General features: G+C 72.8%; 20 protein-coding genes and 2 pseudogenes. 9 read left to right on the forward strand and 13 right to left on the reverse strand.

The genetic code is table 11. The annotated features are described in order from the left end of the window. The 3 genes and pseudogenes from ACIQV3_RS25150 to ACIQV3_RS25160 all read right to left on the reverse strand — a co-directional run. A pseudogene (locus tag ACIQV3_RS25150) lies at positions 1–498 on the reverse strand (IS982 family transposase); the annotation flags it as partial. Positions 499–569: 71 nt separating this feature from the next. Continuing rightward, the gene (locus ACIQV3_RS25155; RefSeq protein WP_403715352.1) at positions 570–1,553 is read right to left on the reverse strand and encodes an exonuclease SbcCD subunit D; all 984 of its coding nucleotides are present in this window, start codon (positions 1,551–1,553) and stop codon (positions 570–572) included. Beyond that, the gene (locus ACIQV3_RS25160; RefSeq protein ID WP_403715354.1) at positions 1,550–2,395 is read right to left on the reverse strand and encodes a hypothetical protein; all 846 of its coding nucleotides are present in this window, start codon (positions 2,393–2,395) and stop codon (positions 1,550–1,552) included. The genes ACIQV3_RS25155 and ACIQV3_RS25160 overlap by 4 nt, the downstream gene beginning before the upstream one ends. A gap of 563 nt (positions 2,396–2,958) precedes the next feature. Here ACIQV3_RS25160 and ACIQV3_RS25165 point away from each other — a divergent pair. Beyond that, positions 2,959–4,038 carry an alpha/beta hydrolase gene (locus ACIQV3_RS25165; protein WP_403715356.1) on the forward strand — a complete coding sequence of 360 codons (1,080 nt, stop codon included), beginning with the start codon at positions 2,959–2,961 and terminating at the stop codon, positions 4,036–4,038. Here ACIQV3_RS25165 and ACIQV3_RS25170 read toward each other — a convergent pair. Continuing rightward, positions 4,015–5,238, reverse strand: coding sequence for a cytochrome P450 (locus ACIQV3_RS25170; protein WP_403715738.1), 1,224 nt, complete (start codon positions 5,236–5,238; stop codon positions 4,015–4,017). The genes ACIQV3_RS25165 and ACIQV3_RS25170 overlap by 24 nt on opposite strands. A 244-nt stretch (positions 5,239–5,482) precedes the next feature. Here ACIQV3_RS25170 and ACIQV3_RS25175 point away from each other — a divergent pair, with 244 nt between their 5' ends. Further along, positions 5,483–6,406, forward strand: coding sequence for an SDR family oxidoreductase (locus ACIQV3_RS25175; protein ID WP_403715358.1), 924 nt, complete (start codon positions 5,483–5,485; stop codon positions 6,404–6,406). 92 nt (positions 6,407–6,498) lie between these two features. Here the strand turns inward: ACIQV3_RS25175 and ACIQV3_RS25180 are convergent, their stop codons facing one another. Then, a complete protein-coding gene (locus ACIQV3_RS25180) occupies positions 6,499–7,278 on the reverse strand; it encodes a TetR/AcrR family transcriptional regulator (RefSeq protein WP_403715360.1) in 780 nt (259 codons plus the stop codon). Positions 7,279–7,385: 107 nt separating this feature from the next. Between ACIQV3_RS25180 and ACIQV3_RS25185 the strand changes: the two genes are divergently transcribed. Next, the gene (locus ACIQV3_RS25185; protein WP_403715362.1) at positions 7,386–7,796 is read left to right on the forward strand and encodes a VOC family protein; all 411 of its coding nucleotides are present in this window, start codon (positions 7,386–7,388) and stop codon (positions 7,794–7,796) included. A gap of 129 nt (positions 7,797–7,925) precedes the next feature. Here the strand turns inward: ACIQV3_RS25185 and ACIQV3_RS25190 are convergent, their stop codons facing one another. Further along, entirely contained in the window at positions 7,926–9,050 is a 1,125-nt protein-coding gene (locus tag ACIQV3_RS25190) for an enoyl-CoA hydratase/isomerase family protein (RefSeq protein ID WP_403715740.1), read from the reverse strand. A 63-nt stretch (positions 9,051–9,113) separates the two neighbouring features. Between ACIQV3_RS25190 and ACIQV3_RS25195 the strand changes: the two genes are divergently transcribed. Beyond that, entirely contained in the window at positions 9,114–9,680 is a 567-nt protein-coding gene (locus tag ACIQV3_RS25195) for a dihydrofolate reductase family protein (protein WP_403715364.1), read from the forward strand. Between the two features lie 77 nt (positions 9,681–9,757). On the opposite strand, the gene ACIQV3_RS25200 is transcribed toward ACIQV3_RS25195, so the two are convergent. The 7 genes and pseudogenes from ACIQV3_RS25200 to ACIQV3_RS25230 form a co-directional block, all read right to left on the reverse strand. After that, positions 9,758–11,515, reverse strand: coding sequence for an FAD-dependent monooxygenase (locus ACIQV3_RS25200; RefSeq protein ID WP_403715366.1), 1,758 nt, complete (start codon positions 11,513–11,515; stop codon positions 9,758–9,760). 83 nt (positions 11,516–11,598) lie between these two features. Next, positions 11,599–11,715, reverse strand: a pseudogene (locus ACIQV3_RS25205) (AraC family transcriptional regulator); the annotation flags it as partial. Positions 11,716–11,760: 45 nt separating this feature from the next. Continuing rightward, positions 11,761–12,387, reverse strand: coding sequence for a DUF6434 domain-containing protein (locus tag ACIQV3_RS25210; RefSeq protein ID WP_403715369.1), 627 nt, complete (start codon positions 12,385–12,387; stop codon positions 11,761–11,763). A gap of 42 nt (positions 12,388–12,429) precedes the next feature. Continuing rightward, positions 12,430–13,746 (reverse strand): TfuA-like protein, encoded by a 1,317-nt coding sequence (locus ACIQV3_RS25215; protein WP_403715371.1) that lies wholly within the window; start codon positions 13,744–13,746, stop codon positions 12,430–12,432. A 74-nt stretch (positions 13,747–13,820) separates the two neighbouring features. After that, positions 13,821–15,071: a YcaO-like family protein gene (locus ACIQV3_RS25220; RefSeq protein ID WP_403715373.1), complete on the reverse strand. Its 1,251-nt coding sequence runs from the start codon at positions 15,069–15,071 to the stop codon at positions 13,821–13,823. 19 nt (positions 15,072–15,090) lie between these two features. After that, positions 15,091–15,900, reverse strand: coding sequence for an ABC transporter permease (locus tag ACIQV3_RS25225; RefSeq protein ID WP_250741952.1), 810 nt, complete (start codon positions 15,898–15,900; stop codon positions 15,091–15,093). Between the two features lie 4 nt (positions 15,901–15,904). Next, complete coding sequence (locus tag ACIQV3_RS25230; protein WP_403715376.1) at positions 15,905–16,846, reverse strand: ABC transporter ATP-binding protein; 942 nt, start codon at positions 16,844–16,846, stop codon at positions 15,905–15,907. 346 nt (positions 16,847–17,192) lie between these two features. Here ACIQV3_RS25230 and ACIQV3_RS25235 point away from each other — a divergent pair, with 346 nt between their 5' ends. From ACIQV3_RS25235 to ACIQV3_RS25255, 5 genes are all read left to right on the forward strand, one after another. After that, on the forward strand, positions 17,193–18,029 hold the full coding sequence (locus ACIQV3_RS25235) for a hypothetical protein (protein ID WP_403715378.1): 837 nt from the start codon (positions 17,193–17,195) through the stop codon (positions 18,027–18,029). Between the two features lie 58 nt (positions 18,030–18,087). Then, a complete protein-coding gene (locus ACIQV3_RS25240) occupies positions 18,088–18,561 on the forward strand; it encodes an aroma-sacti cluster domain-containing protein (protein ID WP_403715380.1) in 474 nt (157 codons plus the stop codon). A gap of 6 nt (positions 18,562–18,567) precedes the next feature. Then, positions 18,568–21,543: an AAA family ATPase gene (locus ACIQV3_RS25245; RefSeq protein ID WP_403715382.1), complete on the forward strand. Its 2,976-nt coding sequence runs from the start codon at positions 18,568–18,570 to the stop codon at positions 21,541–21,543. Between the two features lie 214 nt (positions 21,544–21,757). Beyond that, positions 21,758–22,630, forward strand: coding sequence for a S8 family serine peptidase (locus ACIQV3_RS25250; RefSeq protein WP_403715384.1), 873 nt, complete (start codon positions 21,758–21,760; stop codon positions 22,628–22,630). Then, the gene (locus ACIQV3_RS25255; protein ID WP_403715386.1) at positions 22,627–23,265 is read left to right on the forward strand and encodes a GAF domain-containing protein; all 639 of its coding nucleotides are present in this window, start codon (positions 22,627–22,629) and stop codon (positions 23,263–23,265) included. Before ACIQV3_RS25250 ends, ACIQV3_RS25255 begins: the two co-directional genes overlap by 4 nt. Positions 23,266–23,283: the final 18 nt, after the last annotated feature.

Here is a 23,283-nt window from a genome sequence, read left to right on the forward strand (position 1 = left end):
CGGGCTTGCCAGGGCCCACAGGATCGGCATCCCGGCCGGGGTGCACACCAGGAACAGGCGCAGCCCCCAGAAGAACCGGCTGTGGCTGGCGCAGTGCCCGTATCCGGCCCAGCCGGCCATGTCCGACCGCTTCAGCGTCGGACGCGAGCGACCGCACTCCACCGGCGTGGAGTCGACGATCCAGTGGCTGTCGAACCAGAAGTCCGTGTCGACGGCCAGCAGCCGTATCGCCTTCTTGACCAGCGGCAACGCGGCCCTCAGCCGCTTGTTCCAGCCCGGCTGCTTTGGCACGTACGGGAACATCGCACCCAGCCGTGAGTCCACGAACCGCAGCCACCGCGACTCCGAGGTGAAGCCCAGCATCGCCTGCGCGACGGCGAGAGTGACCAGCTCGGCATCCGTCAGCCGCGGCGGCCTCCCCAACCATCGGGTCCCCCCGATCTCGTCGTCGATCTTCACGTAAAGTGCTGTCAGCAGGGCGTCCAGGTTGTTCGTCACACAACGATCTTGGACGCCCTGTCTGCGTTCCCGGACACACCGTCAGCATTCGGAATGACTCGTCTAGTCGTTCAGCAGGCGGTGGGCAAACCCCCGGCCGGGCAGACCATGGCTGCCGGGCCCGCCAGGGCGCGGGCCTCGTGGAGGAGGCCGGGGGCGGTGGCGGAGCTGAGGGTCCAGACGACGGCGCCGCCGCCGGACGGCTCCGGGACGGCCGCGAAGCGGTCCTTCAGGTCGGCTTCGGCGGTCTCCGGGTACGGGAGGTGGAGCGTCTCGTACCGCACCGGGGCAGTGTCCACGGGGAGGATCCGCGGCGCTCCGGGGCCTTCGATCAGCAGCTCGGTGAAACCGCGGCCGCCGGCCTCCGCGGGCCCGCGGGCGTGCGTGTTGCCCGGGTAGGCGGCGAAGGCGCCGGCGCCGGGGACCAGCCGGTGGTGGACGTGTCCGAGCGCCCAGTAGTCGTAGCCGGCGCGGGCCAGCGTCCGCGGGTCGGCCGGTGCGCAGATCCGGCGGCTCCAGGCACCGTGCAGGCTGGTGTGGAGCAGCCCTATGTTGACGGCGCCGGATATCGCGCGCGGGAAGCCGGCCGCGAGGTCGCGGCGCTCGTCGGGCCCGGCCACGGACTGGCCGTGGACGGTGATGCCGAGGTCGGGCCAGGTCACCGACTCGGGGGCGTCGGCGCCGAGCCAGCGCACCGAGGGCGGGAGGTTCAGTTTGTGCGGCAGCGGGGTCTCGGCGTCGTGGTTGCCCGAGACCGCCACCGTGGGCAGGCCCGCCTCGTGGAAGGCGCCGAGCGCGTCCTGGCAGGCGGCCAGCGCCCGGGCGTCGCAGTGGCGGCGGTCGAAGACGTCCCCGGCGATGAGCACCGCGTCGTAGCCGCCCTCCACGATGCGCCGCACGACCGCGCGCAGGGCCTCGTACGGGGCTTCGCGCCCGTCTATCGCGGGCGCCCCGGGGTATTCCGCCAGCCCGCGCAGGGCGGAGCCTATGTGCAGGTCGGCCAGGTGGGCCACGCGTATCGGCCCGGGCGCGGAGGTGTTCGCGGAGGTGTTCACCGGCCGAGGATGAGGTCGGTCTTGAAGGCGTCCCGCTCCAGCAGCCAGCCCTCGGCGCGGAGCTTGCCCATCAGGTCGGAGCGCAGCTCGACCGCGTCGCGCAGGGTGCGCCCCTTGGCGGTGATCTCGGCGAACCAGGCCAGCTCGCCGGAGGCGGTCCGCAGCCGGCTGACTTGCGTCTCCATCGCGTGATCGAGCATCCGCCCAGGATAGTTGGCCTGCCTTACCGGCCCGTGGAGTCGGGATGAAGCGGTGACCGACTCCGCCCAACCGGCAGGTTTCGCACCCCACTTGGCGAGCTTTCCGGGGAGGCGGTCCAGGACGAGGGCGCGGGAGGCGTCGAGTCCCGGGAGTTCGCCGGGCTCCAGGCCCGGGACCGGACGGCACTTCTTGTTGGTGAAGTCGAGGGTGGCGCGGGTGTGGCTGAGGTTGACCTGGACGGAGTAATTGCCGTCGCCCGCGCAGAAGTTGTGCCCGGAGGCCCGGTCCATCACGCGCCGGACCTCGGCCGGGTCCGTACCGTCGCCGTCGATGTCGAAGCGGGCCTTGTAGGCGAGGCGGATCCGGTTCTCGTCGTCGTGGCGCCGGATGCGGACGATCCAGCCCTGGCCGTTCAGGCTGCGCCCGGCGTCGTCCACGTACTGGGCGACCTCGAAGCGGCCGGGCGCGCCGAGGGACAGCGCGGCGGTCGCGGCTGCCGTGGGCAGGCCGTCGGCGTCGAGCACCCGGCCCGGGTCGACCAGCAGCTTCACCTGGTAGCCCGCGCGCGCCGGAGTCACCGGCGAGATCCCGGCCCGCACTCCGGCGCGAATCCGGCGACTCGTCGTTTTCGTCGTTTTCATCGTTTTCCGCGTATTGCGCATATCCCCGTCGATCATGCCTCATACGACACCAGCCCGCCCGAAAGCCTCGGAACCGCGCAGGTGAACAGGCGGTGAATCTACCCCAGGGCCAAGGTCCCGACCTGCGAGGTCTCACGGCCCCTTGGTCCGGGATCTTCGCCGTCCGTTCACGCCGGATGGAGATCACAGATTGTGAATGCATTCACAAGATCCTGGCAACGGACGAAGGTGCACGTCACGGCCACCCTGCTCACCCCTCCCCACAAGATCACCGCCCCCGGCACGACCGCCCGTCATCAACGGGGGCTCACCCACCGAAGGGTTCCCGCTACACGGGGCGAAGGGCCCCTTCGCGCACACCTTCGACTCGGTAGCCGGCGCCGGCCGGCTTGACCTGATCTTCATGACGGGCCCGCTCGGCATCGGTCGGACTCGGCCGGGCCCGGCGCCGGCACGGATCCGACACGATGCGCACCGCCCCCTCCCCCGGGCGGTGCGCATCGCAGATTTGGCGTAATGTCCGGAATTCTCCATCATTCCGTCGCACGTCAGGAGCCGGCGCAGTGGAGCTGACCAGTACGTCGTTCCTCGTCACGCTGATCGTCGTCACCGCACTGGCAATGCTCGCCGCGCTGCTCCTGTGGAACCGGATCCCCGGCCCCGGCTGGGTGCGCTGGCCGGCCCGGCTGCTGATGATCGGCCTGTGCCAGCTCACCGCCATCTGCGTGGTGGCCACCTGGATCAACGGAAGCTACGGCCTCTACTCCTCGTGGGACGACCTGCTGGGCACCAAGGCCGGGCAGAACGACTCCGCCATGACCGGGCCGCCGCTGGGCCGCGCCAAGTTCACCCTCGGCGGCGACGGCACCCGCACGACGTACTTCCGCGGCTCCCACTCGAAGCTCGCCGGCCAGGTGATCGTGTGGACTCCCCCGGAGTACGACGCACCGGGCGCGGAGAAGACCCGGTTCCCCGTGCTGATGCTGCTGCACGGCTACCCGGGCTCGCCCCGCTCCTGGCTCGACATCGGCGACATGCCCGGCGCGCTGGAGCAGCTCGTCCAGCTCGGCGCGGCCCACCCCTTCATCCTGGTGATCCCCGACCTGTATCCGGGCGGGGTCAACACCGACTGCACGGACACCCCGGAGCGGAAGGTGGCGAGCTGGCTCGCCGAGGACGTGCCGGACCTGATCGCCAAGAACTTCCGCACGCTCCCCGAGCCCCGGGGGTGGGGGCTGATGGGCATCTCCACCGGGGCCTTCTGCGCGGCCAAACTGCCGCTCCAGTACCCGAAGACGTTCCGGGCGGGCGCGGCCCTGGACCCGGATCCGCTGACCGGCGACCCGGAGGTGCTGTCCGATCCGGTGCTGCGCGAGCGCAACAGCCCGATGTGGCTGATCGAGCAGGCGAAGCGCGACAAGAACACCGACATCGGACTGTTCCTGGCCACGTCCGCCCAGGACAAGGACAGCCCGCCGCAGCAGCTGGCCGACTTCACGAAGGCGGCCCAGGACTCCGGGGTCCGGGTCAAGACGCTGGTCCGCCCTCAGGGCGGACACAACTTCCAGACCTGGATCGCGATGTACCCCGACGCACTGGGGTGGCTGAGCACGGAGATCTCACCGCCGGCCGAGGCCCCGTAGGCGGACCGGCAGTGCTTCCACACCGTTGCCTATGAAGCTGCGCTGGTGCGGGAGTTCGGCTTCGGGCACGGCCAGGTCCAGGTCCGGGAAGCGGGCGAAGAGGGCCTCAAGGGCGATGGTGGCCTCCAGCCGGGCGAGCGGGGCTCCGACGCAGTAGTGGGCGCCGTGTCCGAAGGAGAGGCTGCGGGCCGCGGTGGGCCGGGTCAGGTCGAAGCGGTCGGCGTCCGGGCCGTGGAAGGCCTCGTCGCGGCCGGCCGCCGTGTAGCCGGCGAGGACCGGGGTGCCCTGCGGGATCACGGTCCCGTCGATGGTCAGATCGCGGGTCGGGTAGCGGAACGGGAACCAGCTGACCGGGGCGTCGAAGCGCAGCGTCTCGTCGACCACGTCCGACCAGGTGGCCTTCCCCTCCAGGACCAGCGCGAACTGGTCGCGGTGGGTACACAGGGCGCGTACGGCGTTGCTGATCAGGTTCAGCGTGGTCTCGTGGCCCGCGACCAGCATCAGCCGCATGGTGCCGGTGAGTTCGGCCTCGCTGAGCCGGTCGCCGTCGTCGTCCCGGGCGGCGATCAGCGCGCTGGTCAGGTCCTCGCCCGGATCGGCCCGCCGGCTGGCGGCGATGGCACCGATCAGCTCGACGAGCTCGCGCACGGCCGCCATGACCTCGGCCGGGGTCTTGTCGGTGGCGACGATGACGGTGTTGGAGAGCTCGTGCAGCCTCCCCCGGTGTTCGGGGTTCACGCCGAGGAGCTCGCAGATCACGCTCATCGGGAGCGGGAGCGCGACGTGCGTGCGCAGGTCCGCCACCCCGTCCGGGGAGGCCTGCGCCGCCCGCTCCAGGTCGCCGAGCAGCCGGGCGGTCAGCTCCTCGATGCGGGGGCGCAGCCGCTCCACCTGGCGGGCGGTGAAGGCGTTGCCCACCAGGGAGCGCAGCCGGCGGTGGTCGGCGTCGTCGGCGGTGTGCATGCCCTGGGCGTTGGCGAAGACGCGCAGCGGCCAGTCCGGTGGGATGGTGCCGTCGTGCAGGGCGGGGAAGTGCCGGGCTTCCTTGGCCACATCGGGGTGGGCGAGGAACTCCTTCAGCGCCTCGTGACCGAGGACGACCGCGCCGGGAACGCCACCGGGAAGCACCACCTCGGCCACGGCGCCCCGGGCGCGCAGCCGGGCGTTGAGGGCGTGCGGGCAGCCGCCGGCGGGGTCGATGACGTACGGGGGCGTGGGCGCGGACGGGGGCTCGGACGTGGGCGTCGGCTCGGACCGGGCCGTCGGCTCGGATGATGTCTGCGCGGGGTCGGTGGACAAGCCTGTCTCCTGACAATACGAACGGACCTCGGCCAACAGTGCGTCCTCGGGGGCCGGTTGTTCAAGGCCGGGCCCGCTCCGACTCGGGTATCCGCAGGCGCGCCGCACCGCCGCCGCCGCACCCGGGCGCCGTAGGGTCGCGGTCATGACGGAGGCAGAGCGGACTCTCGAAGGCAAGGTGGCCCTGGTGGCCGGGGCGACCCGCGGCGCGGGCCGGGGCATCGCGGTCGAGTTGGGGGCCCGGGGAGCGACGGTGTACGTGAGCGGGCGCAGCACCCGGGGCCGGCGCTCGGAGTACGACCGGCCCGAGACGATCGAGGAAACGGCCGAGCTGGTCACGGCGGCCGGCGGACGCGGGATCGCGGTGGTGGCGGACCACCTGGTACCCGGACAAGTGGAGGCCCTCGTCGGGCGGATCGACTCGGAGCAGGGCCGGCTCGACGTGCTGGTGAACGACATCTGGGGCGGCGAGCGGCTCTTCGAGTGGGAGAGCACCGTCTGGGAACACGATCTGGACAACGGGCTGCGGCTGCTGCGGCTGGCCGTGGAGACCCACGCGGTGACCAGCCACTACGCACTGCCCCTGCTGCTGCGCGAGCCGGGCGGACTGGTGGTGGAGATGACGGACGGCACGGCGGAGTACAACGCGAGCCGCTACCGGGTCTCCTTCTTCTACGACATCGCCAAGTCCGCTGTGCTGCGCATGGCGTTCGCGCTCGGACACGAGGTGGGCCCGCGCGGGGCGACGGCGGTGGCCCTGACCCCGGGCTGGCTCCGGTCGGAGATGATGCTGGACAACTTCGGTGTCACCGAAGCGAATTGGCGTGACGCGCTGAAGACGGTCCCGCACTTCGCCATCTCGGAGACCCCGTTCTACGTCGGCCGCGCGGTCGCCGCCCTGGCCGGCGACCCGCAACTGTCCCGCTGGAACGGGCAGTCGCTCTCCAGCGGGCAGCTGGCCCGGGTCTACGGCTTCACCGACGTGGACGGCAGCCGGCCGGACGCCTGGCGGTACATGGTCGAGGTGCAGGACCCGGACCTCCCGGCGGACACCGCCGGCTACCGGTAGGCGGCGCCTTCCGGATCAGGCGGCGGGCCCGGTCCTCCCGGATCAGGCGGCGGCGGGCCCGGTCATCCCGGACCGAGCCCGGCCCTCCCGGATCAGGCCCGGCCGGCCCGCTCCAGCAGCCGGGCGATCCCGTCGAGGACGCAGCGCAGCCCGAAGTCCCACACGGTCTCGGGGCTGTACCCGCCGACCGCGCCGCCGACCCGTACGGCGCGGGGGTAGCGCTCCGGGTCCATGGCCCGCTCCAGCAAGGGGGCGCTGAGCTCCCACCACTCCTGGTCGCTCTGACGGGCGTTGTGAGCGGCGGTGTCGGCGGCGGCCAGGGCCTGCGCGTGGACGAAGCCGAGGAGGTGGGTCAGGGCGGCGTCCATCTCCACGTCGGTGAGGCCGATGCCGTCGAAGGCCGCGAGCTCGTGCTCGTACTTGCCGATCACCCCGGGCCCCAGCGGGGGGCGGGTGACGGGCAGCTCGCCGATCCACGGGTGGCGCAGGAACAGGGCGCGGTTCTCCTCGGCGACGCGGGTCACCTTCTCCCGCCAGGACCCGTCCGGGGCCGGTGCGCCGCACTCCATGGCCAGGTAGACGGTGTCCAGCATCAGGTCGAGCAGCTCCGCCTTGCCGGGGACATAGGTGTAGAGGGTCATGGGGGTGACCCCCAGCCGCTGGGCCAGCGCCCGCATCGTCAGCGCGGCCAGCCCCGACCGCCCCTCGCTCGCCGCTTCGTCGGCCAATGCGATCGCGGCGTCGACGACGGCGTCGACGGTCAGCCCCTGCCGGGGCCCGCGCCGCCCGCTGGGCGCCCCCTGCCCCGGCTCGCGCCACAGCAGCTCCAGCGTGCGGACGGGGTCGCCCGCGCCGCTCCGGTCCGTTGCCACTCCCGACCCCTTTCCGCCGCCTTTCCGGCAGCCGCTCATTTAATCTTCTACGCCGTATAGAATACTATGTATAATGAAACTCCGAGCCACGACACCAGGAGGACCCCATGCGGATCACCGCCACCGCCATCTGCCTCACCGTCGAGGATGCCACCACCTCATCCGCCTTCCTGACCAGGCATTTCGGATTCAAGGAAACGATGGCGGTCGACGGGTTCGTCTCCCTCTCGCACCCCGACGGCCCGAACGTGGTCTTCGTACGGCGCGGCCTCGAGGTGCTCCCCGAGGATCTCCGCGAGCAGCACGCCGCCGGAGTACTGCTCGCCTTCACCGTGGCCGACCTGCCCGCCGAGTACGAGCGCCTGCGCTCCGAGGGCGTCCCGATCGTCATGGAGCCGCGCGTGGAGCCCTGGGGCGAGCGGGTGTTCCTGGTGGCCGACCCCAACGGTGTGATCATCGAACTGGTCGACTGGGTGGAAACCTCGCCCGAGCCGGCCACCGAGGCCACCACCGCCTAGGACAGGAACACGCTCCGGACTGCCGGTCGGTGCGGCGCCGTGCGGACGGGGGCCGAGATCGCCCTGCTCCGCGATCCGTACCGGGCGCGGCAGTCCTGAGCGGGCGCCCGCGCGCCGCCGCCTACGGGTTCACCCCTCGGGGCTCCACTCGGCGATCCGCGGGCCGCCCCCGGCGGGCGCGGCGAGCGGGTCGGGCTCGGCGGGCGCGGAGAGCGGGTCGGGCTCGGCGAGCGGGGCGAAGAAGCGGGCCACGGCCTGCTCGGTGACCTCGCCGAGGGTGGCCGGGGACCAGCGCGGGCTGCGGTCCTTGTCGACCACCTGCGCCCGGATGCCCTCCACCAGGTCGGGCGAGGTCAGCGCATGGCAGGAGACCCGGAACTCCTGTTCCAGCACCGGCTCCAGTGCGCCGAGCGCGGCGGCCCGGCGTACGGACTCCAGGGTCACCTTCAGGGCGGTCGGGGACTTCGCGAGGATGGTCTCGGCGGCCTCCTTCGCCGCCGGGTCCCCGTATCCGAGCAGCCGGTCCACGATCTCCTCCACGGTGGCGGCGGCGTAGCAGTGGTCGATCCAGCCCCGCGCCTCGGCCAGCCCGCCCCGCGCGGGCTCGGCGGCGTACCGCTCCGCCACCTCCCGGGCCGGGGCACCGGCGAGTTCCGCGGTCAGCGCCGGCAGCCGGTCGGCCGGTACGAAGTGGTCGGCGAGCCCGCACAGCAGTGCGTCGGCGGCGCCCACCGCGGAGCCGGTCAGGGCGAGATGGGTGCCGAGCAGGCCGGGGGCTCGGGCCAGCAGGTGGGTGCCGCCGACGTCCGGGACGAAGCCGATGCCGGTTTCGGGCATGGCGACGCGGGAGCGCTCGGTGACCACGCGGACGCCGCCGTGGGCGGACACGCCGACTCCGCCGCCCATCACGATGCCGTCCATCAGTGCCACGTAGGGCTTGGGATAGCGGGCGATGTGCGCGTTGAGCCGGTACTCGTCGCGCCAGAAGGCCGCGGAGGCCCGCGTCCCGGCCTTGGCGTCGTCGTGGATGGCCCGGATGTCCCCGCCGGCGCACAATCCCCGCTCGCCCGCACCGCGGATGAGCACCTGATCCACGCCCGGATCCCGCTCCCAGCCGGCCAGGGCCCCGGCGATGCGGAGCACCATGGGGTGGGTGAGGGCGTTGAGGGCCCTGGGACGGTTGAGGGTGATCACCCCGGTACGGCCCTCGACGGCGCACAGGACGGTGCCGGCGGTGTCCGCGGTGTCGGCCATGTCTACGGTGTCGGCTTCGCTCTTCACGCCGCCCAGTATGGACGGCGCGTAGTCTGATTCGTCATGGGAAAGATCATCCTGATGTCGCAGGTCTCCCTCGACGGCTACTACGAGGGCCCGGAGCGGCAGCTCGACTGGGGCCTCGTCGACGAAGAGCTGCACCAGCACATGAACGACGAAGTCCGGTCGGTCGGCGGCATGCTGATGGGCCGGGTCACCTACGAACAGATGGCCGCCTACTGGCCCACCGCCGGCGCCGATCCGGCCGCGTCCGCGGTGGAGACGGACTTCGCCGGCATCTGGCGCTCCGCGCGGAAGTACGTGTACTCCCGCACCCTGGCCGCCGAGCAGGCCGACCCGAAGGCCACCGTGCTGCGGGAGGTCGTACCCGAGGAGGTCGCGGCCCTCAAGGCCGCCCCGGGCGGTGATCTGACCCTGAGCGGGGCGGACCTCGCCGCCACGTTCCTGCGCCACGGCCTGGTGGACGAGTACCGGATCTACGTGCACCCCGTACGCATCGGCCGCGGCCACCACCTCTTCCCGCCCTCCGACGGCCTGGTCCCCCTGCGACTGGAGGGAACCCGCACGTTCGGCAGCGGGGTGGTGCTGCTGCGGTACGCCCGCGCCTAGGGCCTGTCGTCACACTCCCGCCTGCCGCGAGACGCCCGGCCGCCCTTCGGGCTACGGCGGGAGTGTGACGACAGGCCCTAGGCCGGGGCAGGACCAGGCGGCGGCGCGGACAGTGAGGCGAGGTAGCCGGACAGGGCCGCCGTCGTGGCGGACAGCGGGAAACGGGCGCCGAGGTAGCCGTCCGGGCGTACGAGGAATCCGGTCGGGCCGTCGGCGCCGTAGAGCCGGGCGAACTCCCCTGCGGCGTCCCGGTAGCCGGGGACGCAGGCGGGGAGGCCGACGGCCGCTTCGGGGGCGGCCTCGCGGGCGAGGACGGCCACCCTGCGCACGTCTTCGTCACCCGCGCCGCCCTCCGCCAACGCCGGCCCCGCCGCCCGGGCCTGCTCGGCGGCCTCGGCCAGGGCCGCGCCGTCGGCCCCGTACAGGAGCAGCGCGTGGCCGGGCCGGCCGCGCAGGACGTCGAGCAGCCTCGAGGGATAGGCGGCGAGGGGCAGGGTCAAACCGCCGCAGTCCGGGGCCCGTTCGCCGGGCTTCGGGGCGTCGGCGGGGCCGAACGGAGGACCGGCGAGCGGTCCGTCCGCGTAGCCGACGAGCAGTTGGGCCTCGCGGAGCAACACGGTCCGCGGATCGTCCGGTTCGTTGCCCATGCCCTGGGTCGCGTGCCGCACGGTCCGGCCGACGACCTCCTCGCCGACCGGGCGGCGCTCGGCGTCGTAGCTCGTGAGCAGGGCGGGCCCGGCGGATTCCCGCAGGACGAGCGCGAGCTTCCAGGCCAGGTTGCAGGCGTCCTGGATCCCGGTGTTCATGCCCTGGGCGCCGGTCGGCGGGTGGATGTGGGCCGCGTCGCCCGCGACGAAGACGCGCCCGTCGCCGTACCGGTCGACGATGCGGTGGCTGATGCGGAACACGGAGGACCAGCGCATGCCGGACACCGTGGCCGGGGCCGGCGCGAGACGGTCGACGACGGCCTGGATGTGGGAGAGCTCGGGGACCCGGCCCCCCTCCAGCCCGTGCAGTACGCCGTCACCCGCTCCGGGGCCGCCGGCCGATCCGCTCCCCGGTCCGCCGGGCGGCTGCGCGGAGAGTTCGGGCGGGACCAGCATCGACATCCGGTAGCGGCCCCGGCCCGGCAGCGGGATGCACACCAGCAGGTCGTCGGTGGACCCGTCGGCGCCCTGGTGCATGGACCGCAGGCCGTACCCGTCGGGCAGGTCCCAGTCGCTCACCACGTCGGCCAGCATGTACTCCTCGGCGAAGGCCCCGCCCTCGTAGGAGAGTCCCAGCGCCTTGCGCACGGTGCTGTGCGCTCCGTCGCAGCCGATGAGGTAGCGGGTGCGCAGCTCCTCCTCGCCGCCGGACGCGGTGCGCAGGAGGCTGATGACGCCACCTGCGGAGCCGGCCCCGGCCCCGTCCCCCGCGCCGGCCCCGTCCTGGCTGAACGACAGCAGTTCGGTGCCGCGTTCGATGACGGTGCCCAGCCCCGCCAGGTGCTCTTCGAGGATCCGCTCCGTCTCGTACTGGGGCAACGCGGCGAAGCGGTACGGGACTTCGGGGGGCAGCATGAGCTCGATCCGGGCCTGCTCCGCGCCGTTGACGTAGATCAGCTGACCGCGCAGGGGGACGGCGCTCTCCATGACGGTGCGGGCCAGGCCCATCCGGTCCCAGATCTCCAGCGTGCGCGGCTGGATGCCGACCGCCTTCGCGTACGGGAGGCGGGCCGGCAGCCGGTCGACGAGGCGGCAGCTCACGCCGTGGCGGCGCAGTTCCGCTGCCGCGCTGAGGCCGACCGGACCGGCGCCCGCGATGAGTACGTCGGTCGTCGGGGTGTGCGCCATGGGTTCCTCCCGATCGCCCGGCCCCGAACCGGTTCCCTCCCTCCATGCTGACCCGGTGCGGAGCGGACGGCCAGACGAACCGGTCAGCCCGCCTTGGCGTGCGCCCCCGGGGCGTGGCCGAAGGCCCGGCGGAACACGTCGATGAACGCGCTCGCCGAGGACCGGCCCCATTGGTGCGCGACCGCCGTCACGGGGGTGTCGGCCGGCCCCGGCCCGGCGCCTGCCGGAGCCCGCGGAGCCGGACCTCACTCCTGCCCGGGGGTGACGGCGGCATCCCGCGGTCGGGAGCGGTGCACCCGCCAGGCGGCCAGGGCCTGCGCGCGGGCGCCCTCGGGATGGCGGGCGTGCCACTCGCGGAGGAAGCGGTTCAGCTCGAACTGGGCTCCGATCTCCCGGGGTTCGGCCGCCCGCGCCCGGGTGGCGTGCCAGTGGGCGACCGCCTCGGCGAGGGTGTGTCCCGCGCCCTGGGCGACGTAATCCCGCATGAAGGCGTCGAAGTGGAAGCCGGGCCCGATCTCCCGGACGAAGTACGCCCGCAGCACCTGGCTGCACCGCTGCCCCGGCGGGATCACGCTGGCACCGTCCACGGGAGCCGCCAGCTGCCGGCCCGCACCACCCACGGACCGGCCGCCGGACCGGGCCGGGGGTGGGGACGAGGCCGGAGACGAGGTCGGAGACGGGGAGGGGGACGGAAGCCCGTCCAGCGCGGCGGCGATCCGCGCCGTGACCGCCGCCTTCCCGCCTCCGGCCGGGAGGCCCATCCGCCGGGCCAGGGCGCTGAGTTCGGCCAGCGTCCAGTACCAGCGGGCCAACTCCGCCCCGGTCAGTTCCGGGCTCGGATCAGGCCGCACTTCCCCGTCATTCGTACGCATGTTCCCATTCTAGACGCCTCGCTGCCCGTGCCCGCCCCGCGGTCAGCGGGCCGCGGCCGCGCGGCGTTCCCGGCCCCGCAGGACGTCCAGGGCGAAGAACCTCGGGACGGCCGCGCCCAGCCCGTCGGGGCCGGTGAACCCGCGGCGGGCCAGCTCGACGTCCGGCGAGGTGCCGCGTCCCTGCCAGTGGCGCAGGAAGAGCTTCGCGCACATCTGCGGCGGCGGGACCACGAGCCGGGGACGGGTCTCCTCCGCGACCTCGTCGGCCCTGACCACGAGGGCGCACCACTCCTCCCAGCGCTCGGAGTCCCGCAGGCGCGCCAAGACCGCCGGCCGCCAGTCCACCGACTGCCACACCGGCCACACCCGCACCATCAGGAGCCGGATCAGCTCGGCGGCGGGGAGCTCGCCCCGCTCCCGCTCCGTGAACCAGAGCGCGAGGGAGTCCGGCAGCGGCGACCGGCCGTCGAGCCCGAGCTTGGCCCGCGCGTACGTCGCGAGGGTCATGCCCCTGGCGCCGGCGAGCTCCTCCAGCAGACCGGTCAGCACCTCCTCGTGCAGCGCCGGGTAGCCCTCGTCGAACAGCCGGGCGGCGTCCAGTACGTCGAGGTCCGACATCCACCGGCCGGGGGCGTGCTCCCGCCGGGTCCGGCGGACCAGGGACTGCGTCCTGCTGATACCGGTGAAGGGCACCTCGGGCGCGACCGGACCGGGGGTCACCGCGCCCCGGCCCGCGATCGCGCGCAGCGCCGCCATGGCGTCGAGCCGTTTGAGGTCCCAGACGCCCGAGGCGATCATCTCCTCCAGCGTCCACAGGGCGTCGTGGTCCTCCTCGCCCAGCGCCCCTTCGATGTCCTTCCAGCCTCGGTGGGTGAAGGGCAGCGCCGCGGCCGCCGCCACGATCCGCCGCCCGGCGTCGGGCGCGATCAGATCGCTCTCGGCACCCTCCTTGCAGCCGTAGCGCAGGTTCACCAGGGCCACGGTCTGGGGCGGGTACCCCATCTCGGCCGGGCCGTGCAGGACCCCCACCTCGTCGTCCCCGTCGATCTCGCCCGAGGCGTACATCGTGAAGACGGTGCCGAGGCCCCGCATGCCGCAGGGGGCGAGTTCCGCGGCCCGCAGCGCCCCCATGCTCGCGGCGCCGATCACCTCCGCGCCCTCGGTGAGGACCTGGAGGATCTCCTTGTGGCCCACGGAGCGCCGTTCCCGGAAGTACCCGTCGACGACCACGACCACGTCTCCCGGGTGCCACTGGTCCGCGAGGAGGTCGCCCCGGCCCGCGGGCGGCCGTACCTCCGCCTCCGGGAGCACCGCGCGGACGTCGGCGGCCGAGATGGTCGGCCCCGCGTAGACGATCACCCTGGCCCCGCTCAGGCCGGACCCATTCGCGGCCGGCCCGTTCGCGGCCGGCCCACTCACGCCGAACCCGTCCACTACAGCACCTCCGGGCATACGCGGCTCCCCGGAGCCACGACCTTGACGACCGGGACCCCGATCTCCTCGCGCGTCAGGTCGACGAGGAGGGGCGGATGGGAGAAGGCGGCGGCCGCCCGGCCCACGACGTGGGCGAGGGCGCCGGCCAGACTGTCGTGCGGGACGGGATCCTCCACGAGGCCCCTGATGTCCGCGGCCGGCGGGCCCGAGCGTGCGCTGCGCAGCCGGTCGGCGTCCACGTGCCCGAAGTCCTCCCGGAGGTCGTCCCGGGCCCCCGAGATGTACGCGAGCCTGGCCTGGGCCGCCTCGGAGACGGCTCGGGTGAGGGCGATCTCCCGGCTGAGGTGGCAGCCGAAGCCGAACATCGGAGCCGGGTACTCGTCGTCGGCGACCCAGGAGAGGAAGCAGGGCAGGCCGGTGGGCGAGGGCACGAGGCGGACCTCCAGGGTGACGCCGGCCCGTTCGATCAGCGTGCACAGCTCGTCGGCCACCGGCGAGCCGAGGGAGCGCGGGTCGACGCGTACGCCCATCTCCCCGCCCGCGGTGACCGCGGCCGTCATCGCGTCGCGCTCGATGACCTCGCAGAGCGCGTGCAGAGCGGCTTCGATCCGGGTGTTCCCGCTGGCCAGGCCGTTCGTCGACTCGAAGAACACCGGCGGGTTCCAGTCGGTGTGCTCCTCCAGAGTCAGCCGGACGACGCTCACGGGAACGAGGGTGCGCGCTCCGTCGACCAGGGATCTGGCCGCGACCCAGTCCAATGGCAGCCCGTCGTGGAGCAGGTTCGGCGCGGAGGGCGCCAACGCGGCCACGTCGTAGCCCAGTTGTGTACGGAGCTTGCGGGGGGAGGCGGACAGGGCGGGTAGGGCCGGTTGTTCGACGTGCCAGGTCTCGACCGACTCCATCACCGCCGAGAGCCGAGCCAGTTCGGGGGTCATCCCCTTGCCCTGGGAGACGGCGAGCGTCCTGGACAGCGGCCGGATCGCTTGGAAGGTCGGGATGCCGATGGAGTCGAGCCGGGTGATGTCGGCGACCCGGGTGACGCCCACCTTGGCCGCGGCGCGGGTCGCCATCTCCCAAGTGGCCTTGGGTGGTTGGGCACGGTCCGTACCCGGGAGGCGGTGCACGGAGCGGTCCTGTGGCGTGGCGAGCCAGGCCAGGGGCGCGCCGTCGGCCCGCGCGCTGTCAACGGTCTGCACGGTGTCACCGGTCTGCACGGTGCCATCGGTCTGCACGGTGTCGTCAGTCTGCACGGTGGGGAGCTCCTGCGGGTCAGAGGTTCCGGGTGCGCCGCAACAGCGCCCGGCCGGCGACGAAGTTGGCGACGATCGCGACGACGGCGAGCACCACCAGGGAGGGCCAGGCCTTGCCCAGGCCGAAGATCGCGGCGTCGCGCATGCCGGTGACGGCGTACGACACCGGGTTCACCGTCGAGATCCACCGCAGCACGGTGGGGAGCTGCTGCGAGGTGGACAGCGACGGCGCGGCGAAGACGAGGACGGGCACCGACACGCTGGTGAGCACCATGAAGGTGCGGTAGTCGCTGATGAGGACGGCCGCGGCGAGGTACAGCCCGTTGAACGCCACCGACGAGAGCACCAGCGCCAGTAGCAGCCAGATCCAGTGGGAGGCGTGGAACGGGTAGTCGAAGATGACCGCGGCGACGGCCAAGGCCAGCAGGCTCTGGGCCAGCACGAGCGAGACCCCGGCCAGCAGTTTGCCCGCCAGGAAGCGCGAGCGGCGCAGCGGCCAGCTCCAGAGCTGGGTGGACACCCCGCTCATCTCCTCCTGGAACATCGCCATGCCCGTCGTCCCGGAGGCGCTGACCACCGACATGGCGAGCACCATGGGGAGGAGGAAGACCGCGAAGGGGAGGGTCTCGCCGCGGTAGGTGATGTTCCCGACGACGTTGCCCAGCGAGGTGTTCACCAGGAGCAGGTACACGAGCATGGGGGTCAGGCCGAGGATGAGGTTGACCCTGTTGCGGGCGAGGAGCGCGTACTCGCGGTAGAACACGGCGGTGAAGTCGGCCGGCTTGCCCGACGCGACCGGTGCGGTGGTCTTGAATCCCAGGTCGGCCACGGTGTCAGCCCTCGTTCCCGGTCATGCGCAGGAAGACCTGCTCCAGCGAGTCGGTGACGGTGGAGATTCCGGAGATCGCGACTCCGGAGTCGTGGCAGTGCCGGGACAGTTGCGGCAGTACGTCCCGTACCTGCGCGTTGTCGATGCGCACCTCGGCGTCCTGGACCGTGGCGGCCAGTCCGGCCGCGGCCGCCCACTCCTTGACGACCTTGGCGCCGACCGCATCATCGACGCTGACCAGCAGGTGCGCTCCACCGAACTCGCGCACCAGTTCGCTTGGTTGGGCGAAGCGGACCACCTTGCCCTGGTTGATGACCAGGACCCGCTGGGCGTTGCGTTCCAGCTCCTGGATGATGTGGCTGGTCCAGATCACGGTCATGCCGTACTCCTCTCGGAGCCACCGGACGAACCGCTCGATCTGGTGCCGGCCGGCCACGTCCAGTCCGGCCGAGGGCTCGTCGAGGATGAGCAGTTCGGGGATGGTCAGCAGCGCCCGTACGAGCTGCAGCCGCTGGCGCTGTCCGCCGGACAGCTGGAAGACGAGCCGGGACAGGTGGTCCCCCAGGCCGAGGTACTCGGCCACCTCCATCGCCCAGGGGCGGGTGGTGCGCCAGGACAGGCCCTTGAAGCGGGTGGCGATCAGCAGGTTGTCCAGGGCCGAGAGCATCTCGTCGTAGGGGGCGGACTGGTGCATCGCGCCGATGCCGGTCTTGGCGGCGACCGGGTCGCGGGCCGGGTCCACGCCGAACACCCGGATCCGCCCGGTGGTGGGAGGGGTGACGCCGCAGATCATCTTCATCAGGGTGGTCTTTCCGGCACCGTTGGGTCCCAGCAGCCCGATGGTCTCGCCTTTGGCGATGTCGAATGAAATACGGTCGACTGCCGGCGTCTCTTTCCCGCGGTAACGCTTGGTCAGTTCCTCGGCGTTCACCACACCATTCGCCACGGTCCGCCCTCCAGAATTCGATCGGTGGTCCTCTGGGTGTTCCTCCGGTCGGCACTTGTCCGGCACGGCCGATCGGGCTTGCTGCGGCTGGACGTTACGCCCGCGGGGCGGCACGGAAGCGGCCGCTGTCCAAGCTGCCGCGGAACTGCCTCCGTTCTGCCTCCTGCCGTAGGGAACCGTTGGCTAGCATGCGCAGATGAGCCGTTCAGCACTGACGGAAGACCGTGACGGGCGATCCGTTGTGGTTCTGGTGAATTGCGCGGGCGGCCGTGAATTGGAGGTCGTACGGAATGCTTTGACGGGTCCTCTGGAAACTCCGGCGATATTGATCCGGCAGGACGAACTGATGTCGACCTCGATGACTCTGGACGTGGACACCGGTCTGCTGGACGTCTCCGGGCGCCGGGTCAGACCGGCCGTGGTGTGGGTGCGGCACGGTTCGGCCTGCGCCCTGATAGCGCAGGCGAGGCCCGCCGGGTCGATGACTCCGCTGCGGGCGGAGTCCTGGTCCGGGTTCCTGCGGCAGGTGGCGGCCACCGCGGACGCCGCACTGCCCGGCGGCACGGTCGTCGGGCCGGGCCAGCTGGCCCAGGCACGCCGGCTGGGCGTGCGCACGCCCCGTACGGTCGTCACCAACGACGTGCCGGCGGGGGCGCGCGCGGTGGGTGCGCCCACCCTCGTGGTCAAGACTCCGGACTTCCGGCTGTTCGAGCCGGACCGGCTGGGCTGGAAGACCTGCCTGCCCCGGGTCGCCGGCCGGGAAGCGGTGGAGCAGGACCCCGGACCGACGGTGCCGGGCGGTGCGGGAGAGCGCCCGGTCGTGGTCCAGGAGCACGTGCCGCACACGCGTGAACTGCGCGTCTACCACCTCGACGGCGGGATCTGCGCCTTCGAGGTCAGCAAGCCCGATCCGTCGAGCCCGATGACGGATCCCGACAGCGTCACCGTGACGCGCGTCGACTGCCCCCACCCCGCGGCCGAGGCGGTACGCACCCTGTGCGCCGCCTGGAACCTGCGCTACGGGGCGTTCGACCTGCTCGTGTCCGACACCGGGGACGTGGTGTTCCTGGAGGCCAACCCGGACGGGGACTGGCTCTGGTTCGAACGCAAGGCGCGCTGGCACGGCGTCTCGTTCATGGCCGCCGTCATGGTCCGTGAGCTGTTCGTACGCAGTACGTCGTGAGGAGTGCGCTGTGAGGAGTGCGCCGCGAGGAGGCGTCGTGGGGAGTGCGTCGTGGGGAGTGCGTCGTGAGGAACTCGCGCCGGTGACGGCGTTACGGGGTGCCGAGATCTCCAGCCGGGGCCTGGTGCTCGTGGCCCTGGTGGCACGGGGTCATACGACCGACCGCGTGGCCCGTGCGCTGCGCCTGAGCAGGCACACGGTGGGCGAGGAGATCAGTGTCCTGCTCGACCGGTTCAACTGCAGGAACAGGGCGGAGCTGGTGGCCTACTGCTACGTCCACCGGCTCCTGCCGATCGATGTCTGGCCGCCGCCGTGCGGCCCCGTGAAAGGGGTGGGTAACGTGTTCGACCCTCTGACCGCTCTGCGCGAGGCCGGGCTTCCGGTCGACCAGTTGAGCACCGCGCAGCGCGAGGTGCTGGCGGGCCTGACCGAGGAGGAGACGTCGGTCGTCGTATCGGTTCAGCTGCGGCTGGTCGAGGCGGATTCCGGTGCGGATGCCGAGGTGTGGGCGCACGACCTGAAGCTGCTCTGATCCCGCATGAGCCGGAGACTGGTGGTCGTCCTCTTCCTCGACCTGGTCGGGTGGACCCGGCTCGCCGAGCGCGTGGACCCGGAGTCGCTGCAAGGGCTGCTCGACGAGTACTACGAGATCTGCTCGGTCGCGGTCGAGGAACACGGCGGTGTCGTCGAGAAGTTCATCGGTGACGCCGTCATGGCGGTCTTCGGAGCCGACACCTCCCAGGAGGACGACGCCCCGCGGGCGCTGCGCGCGGCCACGCGGATCCGCGCCGAGGTCCGCGACCTGCGCACCCCCGCCACCGACGCGGCTCCGGTCGAGGTCCATTGCGGGATCGCGGCCGGCGAGGCGCTGGTGACGCGTTCGGCCCGGGCCGGCATCCGGGTCGTCGGCGACGTGGTCAACCTGGCCGCGCGCCTGCAGTCCCTGGCCGTCGCCGGGGAGATCATCGTCAACGAGACCGTGGCACACCTGGCCCGCCCGCACTACACGATGGTCCCGGTGCCGCCGGTGGCGCTGAAGGGCAAGTCCGAACCGGTACCGGTGCTCGTGGTCACCGGTGAGGCGGCCGCGGACGGCGCCGGCGAGCACTCCCTCATGGTGGACCGCAGCGCCGAACGCCACCGGCTGCGCGGGATCTACCACCGGGTGGCCCGGGAGGGGCGCGCGGAGCTGGTGACGGTGCTCGGGCCACCCGGCATCGGCAAGACCCGCCTGGTCCGGGAGACCGTGGACGACCTCGTGGCCGCCGGGGCCAGGCCCGTCGCCGTGTTCGGCAGTTGCCAGTCGTACGGAACGGCCGGGAACTACGGGGCGCTCGTCGAGATGCTGGACGCGCTGACCCGGCGGGCCCCGTCCTGCGCGGAGTTGCTGCGGGCGGACGAGCGGATCGCCGGCGTCCTCGCGGCCCTGCGCGACGCCTCGCTGCCCCGGCGGGCCGGCGCTGTCCCGGGCCCGGGCGTGGAGGAGGTGTCCTGGGCGACCCGCGAACTGCTCACGGCCGCGGCCGGCGACCCGCTCGTCGTGGTGTGGGACAACCTCGCTTGGGCCGGGCAGTCGCTCCTGGGGCTCATCGGGGAGCTGATGGACGGGCTGCGCGACCTTCCGCTCCTGATGGTCTGCGTGTCCCGGCCGGAGCTGGCGGGGCGGGAGGATCCCGGGCGGCCGGAAGGGGCGGACGTGATCGAGGTCGGGGCGCTGGTCCCGGCCGACAGCGCGCGGCTGGCGCTCTCGCTGGCCGGGCGCGGGAGCGGCGACGAGGTGGAACTGCACGGGCTCGACCTGGCCGAGCAGGTGGACCGGGTCGCCGTGTACAGCGCGGGCAATCCGCTGTACATCCGGCTGATGATGGACTGGCTGCGGAACGGCCGGACCGTCGACGAGGTGCCGCCGAGCATCACGGCCATGGTGGGGGCGATGATCGACCGGCTGCCCGCGCCGGGCCGCCGGCTGCTGGGCGCGGCTTCGGTGATCGGCCCCTCGTTCACCGTGGAGCAGCTCGCGCTCCTCGGCGAGCCGGCTCCGGAGGCGGCGGCCCGGGAGCTCGCGGGCCGGCACCTGTTCCGGGCCACGGAGGAACCGGGCGGCTACCGCTTCGTCCAGCAGCCGGTGCACGAAGTGGCGTACGGCAGGCTGGAGAAGGAGCAGCGCGTCACCTGGCACCGGCGGCTGGCCGAGCACGGTTTCAGTCCGGGCTTCCACCTCGAAGCCGCCACCCGGCTCCTCGGCGGGCTGCGCCCCGACGACGCGCAGCTGCCCGAGCTGGCGCGGGAGGCGGCCGGGGCCCTGCTGGCCGAGGGCACCGTGGCACTGCGCCAGCGTGACGTGCCGACGGCGATCGGACTGCTCGAACGGGCGCTCGTACTGGCGCGGGGCGGGCCGGACCGGTGCCGGTCGGTCGCGGCCGTCCGGCTCAGCGACGCCCGCATGCTCTCCGGGGACACCCGGGGCGCACTGGAGGCGGTGGAGGAGGGGACGTGGCGCGACACCGGGCCCGGCACCCACGCCGGCTCCGCGCCCGCGCCCGCGCCCGCCCTGGTGAGGGTGCAGCGGCTGCTGCTGGCCGCCCGCCTCGGCAAGGTCTCGGCGCTGGAGGTGGAGGGGCTGCGGGCCGTGCTCGACGGCGAGGACCCCGACCGGTCGGCCCGGTGCCGGTTCGAGCAGCTGCGGATGCTGATCCACCTGGACCACGGCCGGTTCGGGGCGGCCGAGGAGGCGGCGTGCGCCGCGCTCGCCCACGCCCGGGACGCCGCCGACGCGTACGAGGAGGACCGGCTGCTGGTGGCCCTGTGCGAGATCCGGCAGTGGTCGCCGAGTCCAATGGCGCAGAAGCTCGCCGGGTGCGCGGAGCTGCTGGAACGGTTCGCCGCCGACCGGTTCCTGGCGCTGCCCGCGCTGGCCGCCCGCGCGCGCTGCCTGGCGCTGACCGGGGACCGCAGCGGTGCGCGTTCGGCACTGACCGAGGCCGAGTCCGTGGTCGTACAGCTCCGGCTGACCTTGGGGCGGGTCCTGGTCGATCAGGTGGCCGCGCTGGCCGCCTCCCTGGACGGCGAGCACGCGGAGGCCGAGCGGCGCTTCTGCCGCGCGGCGGACGCTCTCGAGCGGGCGGGCTACGTACCGGTCGCGCTGACCATGCGGGTGCAGGCGGCCCGCGAGTGCGCCCGCCGGGACCGGGCGGACGAGGCGGCCGAGAGGATCGCGGAACTGCTCGCGCGGCGCGAGGAGATGGACGTCCGGGGCCGGATCCTGTGCCTGTCGGCCGCCGTACTGGGCGCGGCGGCGCAGGGCCGCGCCGAGCCGGTGCGCGCCGAGGTGCTGCGGCTGCTCCGGGACCTGGACGACCCCTGTCTGCGGGGCGAGGTCTGCTTCGATCTGGCCCGGGCCCACCGGTGCCTGGGCGAGGGGGCCGAGGCCCGGCTCATGGCCGGGCTGGCCGTCGACAGCTACGCGTCCATCGGCGCCCTGAAACCGCTGGAGGCGGTACGGGCATGGATTTGAACCCTCCCCCAGCTGAAGCAAGGGGATTCCTGGCTCACGCTGCCTGCGGGTCAGCGACTCGACAGGTCTTCCACGATCACCACCAGCCGGGTTGGAACCAGCCCGGTTTGGTACGGCAAAGCTTGGAGATGCCTGTGCCGTCTTGGTTCTCGATCGGCACGATGTACGCGCTTGGTTCTCGCAACGCACAGCGCGCGCTGTACCCGATCCTCGGATGTCCCCGGTGAACGGCGCGCCCTGGCGGCGCGAGCGGCGGCCGCACGCGTCGGGGATGCCCGCGTGGAGCATGCCGGCCGGCGGGGACCCCGGCGATCCCCTGCCGAAGGCCCTGTTCGCGGGGATCGGTCCGCGCTGGGCTTGGGAGGGCGCGAACGGAGAGGGCGTACGGGTCTGCGTGCTCGACAGCGGTGTCCAGGCGGGGCATCCGCTGGTCGGCGCGGTCGAGCGGGCCTGGCAGGTGGTGAGCGCCGAGGGCCGGGCTCCGCGCGTGGAGGAGTGCGAGCCGCAGGACAGCGCCGGGCACGGGACCGCCTGCGCGGGGATCATCCGCTCCCTCGCGCCCCGGGCGTCGCTCAGCTCGCTCAAGGTGCTCGGGGACGGGAGGGCCGGCAGCGCCTCCGCGCTGATCGCCGGGCTGGCCTTCGCGATCGAGGAGGGGTTCGACGTCATCAGCATGAGCCTGTCGACGACCCGGGTCGAATTCCGCGACCGGCTGGCCGAGTTGTGCGACCGCGCCTACTTCCGGCGGACCGCGGTGGTGGCGGCGGCGCACAACCTGCCCATCGAGAGCTTCCCCTGGAACTTCGCCTCGGTGATCTCCGTCGCCAGCCACGCCGAGCCGGACGGCATGCGCTTCTACTACAACGCCGCTCCCCCGGTCGAGTTCCGGGCCCGGGGGGTGCGGGTGCCGGTGGCGAGCCTCGGCGGCGGCACGGTCCGCAACACCGGCAACAGCTTCGCGGCGCCACACATGGCCGGGATCGCGGCCCTCGTCCTGAGCAAGCATCCGTGGCTCACGCCGTTCCAGCTCAAGAGCGTCCTGTACCACTGCGCAGCGAACGTCCACGGAGAAGGAGAGGGAGAATGAAACCCTGGCCACACGATCTGATGGCCACCGAACGTCAGCTCCTGCAGTCTGTCGTCACGGTGGCCCGGTACATCTACGGGGCGGCCGCGTCCTCGGTCTTCATGGTGAGCCCCGACACCGGTGAGCTGATCTTCGCGGCGGTGGCGGGCGAGGGCGAACAGGGCCTGGTCGGCCGGCGCTTCGAGCCCGGCACCGGCATCGCCGGCTGGGTGGCGGCCAGCGGACAGCCGCTGATCACGGACGACGTGGGCGCGACGGACCGGTTCGCCCGCGACGCGGCGGCCTCCACCGGGTACGTTCCCGCGAGCATCATGGCCGCCCCGCTCATCGCGGACGGGGAGTGCATCGGCGTGATCGAGGTGCTGGACCGCCACGTCCACGACGAGCACGCTCCCGGCCGGGAGCTCGACGACATCGAACTGCTGGGTCTGCTGGCCGCGCAGGCCGCCCTGAGCCTCGCGCTGCTGCGGCGCAGCGAGCAGGCCGCGGGCGGGGCGCCGCACATGGGAGAGCTGGTGGCCCGGCTGTCCCGGCACGCGGTCATGGACGCGTCCGACCCCTTGGCCGTCTCCCTGCTGAGCATCTCGCTGGACCTGCTGGACCGGGGTTCGCACCCCGGTTCGAAGGTGGTCTGACGGCCGAGGGAGACGGAG

It is taken from the genome of Streptomyces sp. NPDC099050, from assembly GCF_044759865.1.
Taxonomy (GTDB): Bacteria; Actinomycetota; Actinomycetes; order Streptomycetales; family Streptomycetaceae; genus Streptomyces.

Coding starts and splice junctions, on each gene's coding strand:
- ACIQV3_RS25160 (WP_403715354.1), bottom strand. CDS start 2,395: ATGAAAACGACGAAAACGACGAGTCGCCGGATTCGCGCCGGAGTGCGG.
- ACIQV3_RS25175 (WP_403715358.1), top strand. CDS start 5,483: ATGACGGAGGCAGAGCGGACTCTCGAAGGCAAGGTGGCCCTGGTGGCC.
- ACIQV3_RS25185 (WP_403715362.1), top strand. CDS start 7,386: ATGCGGATCACCGCCACCGCCATCTGCCTCACCGTCGAGGATGCCACC.
- ACIQV3_RS25190 (WP_403715740.1), bottom strand. CDS start 9,050: ATGGCCGACACCGCGGACACCGCCGGCACCGTCCTGTGCGCCGTCGAG.
- ACIQV3_RS25195 (WP_403715364.1), top strand. CDS start 9,114: ATGGGAAAGATCATCCTGATGTCGCAGGTCTCCCTCGACGGCTACTAC.
- ACIQV3_RS25200 (WP_403715366.1), bottom strand. CDS start 11,515: ATGGCGCACACCCCGACGACCGACGTACTCATCGCGGGCGCCGGTCCG.
- ACIQV3_RS25210 (WP_403715369.1), bottom strand. CDS start 12,387: ATGCGTACGAATGACGGGGAAGTGCGGCCTGATCCGAGCCCGGAACTG.
- ACIQV3_RS25235 (WP_403715378.1), top strand. CDS start 17,193: ATGTCGACCTCGATGACTCTGGACGTGGACACCGGTCTGCTGGACGTC.
- ACIQV3_RS25245 (WP_403715382.1), top strand. CDS start 18,568: ATGAGCCGGAGACTGGTGGTCGTCCTCTTCCTCGACCTGGTCGGGTGG.
- ACIQV3_RS25250 (WP_403715384.1), top strand. CDS start 21,758: ATGTCCCCGGTGAACGGCGCGCCCTGGCGGCGCGAGCGGCGGCCGCAC.
- ACIQV3_RS25255 (WP_403715386.1), top strand. CDS start 22,627: ATGAAACCCTGGCCACACGATCTGATGGCCACCGAACGTCAGCTCCTG.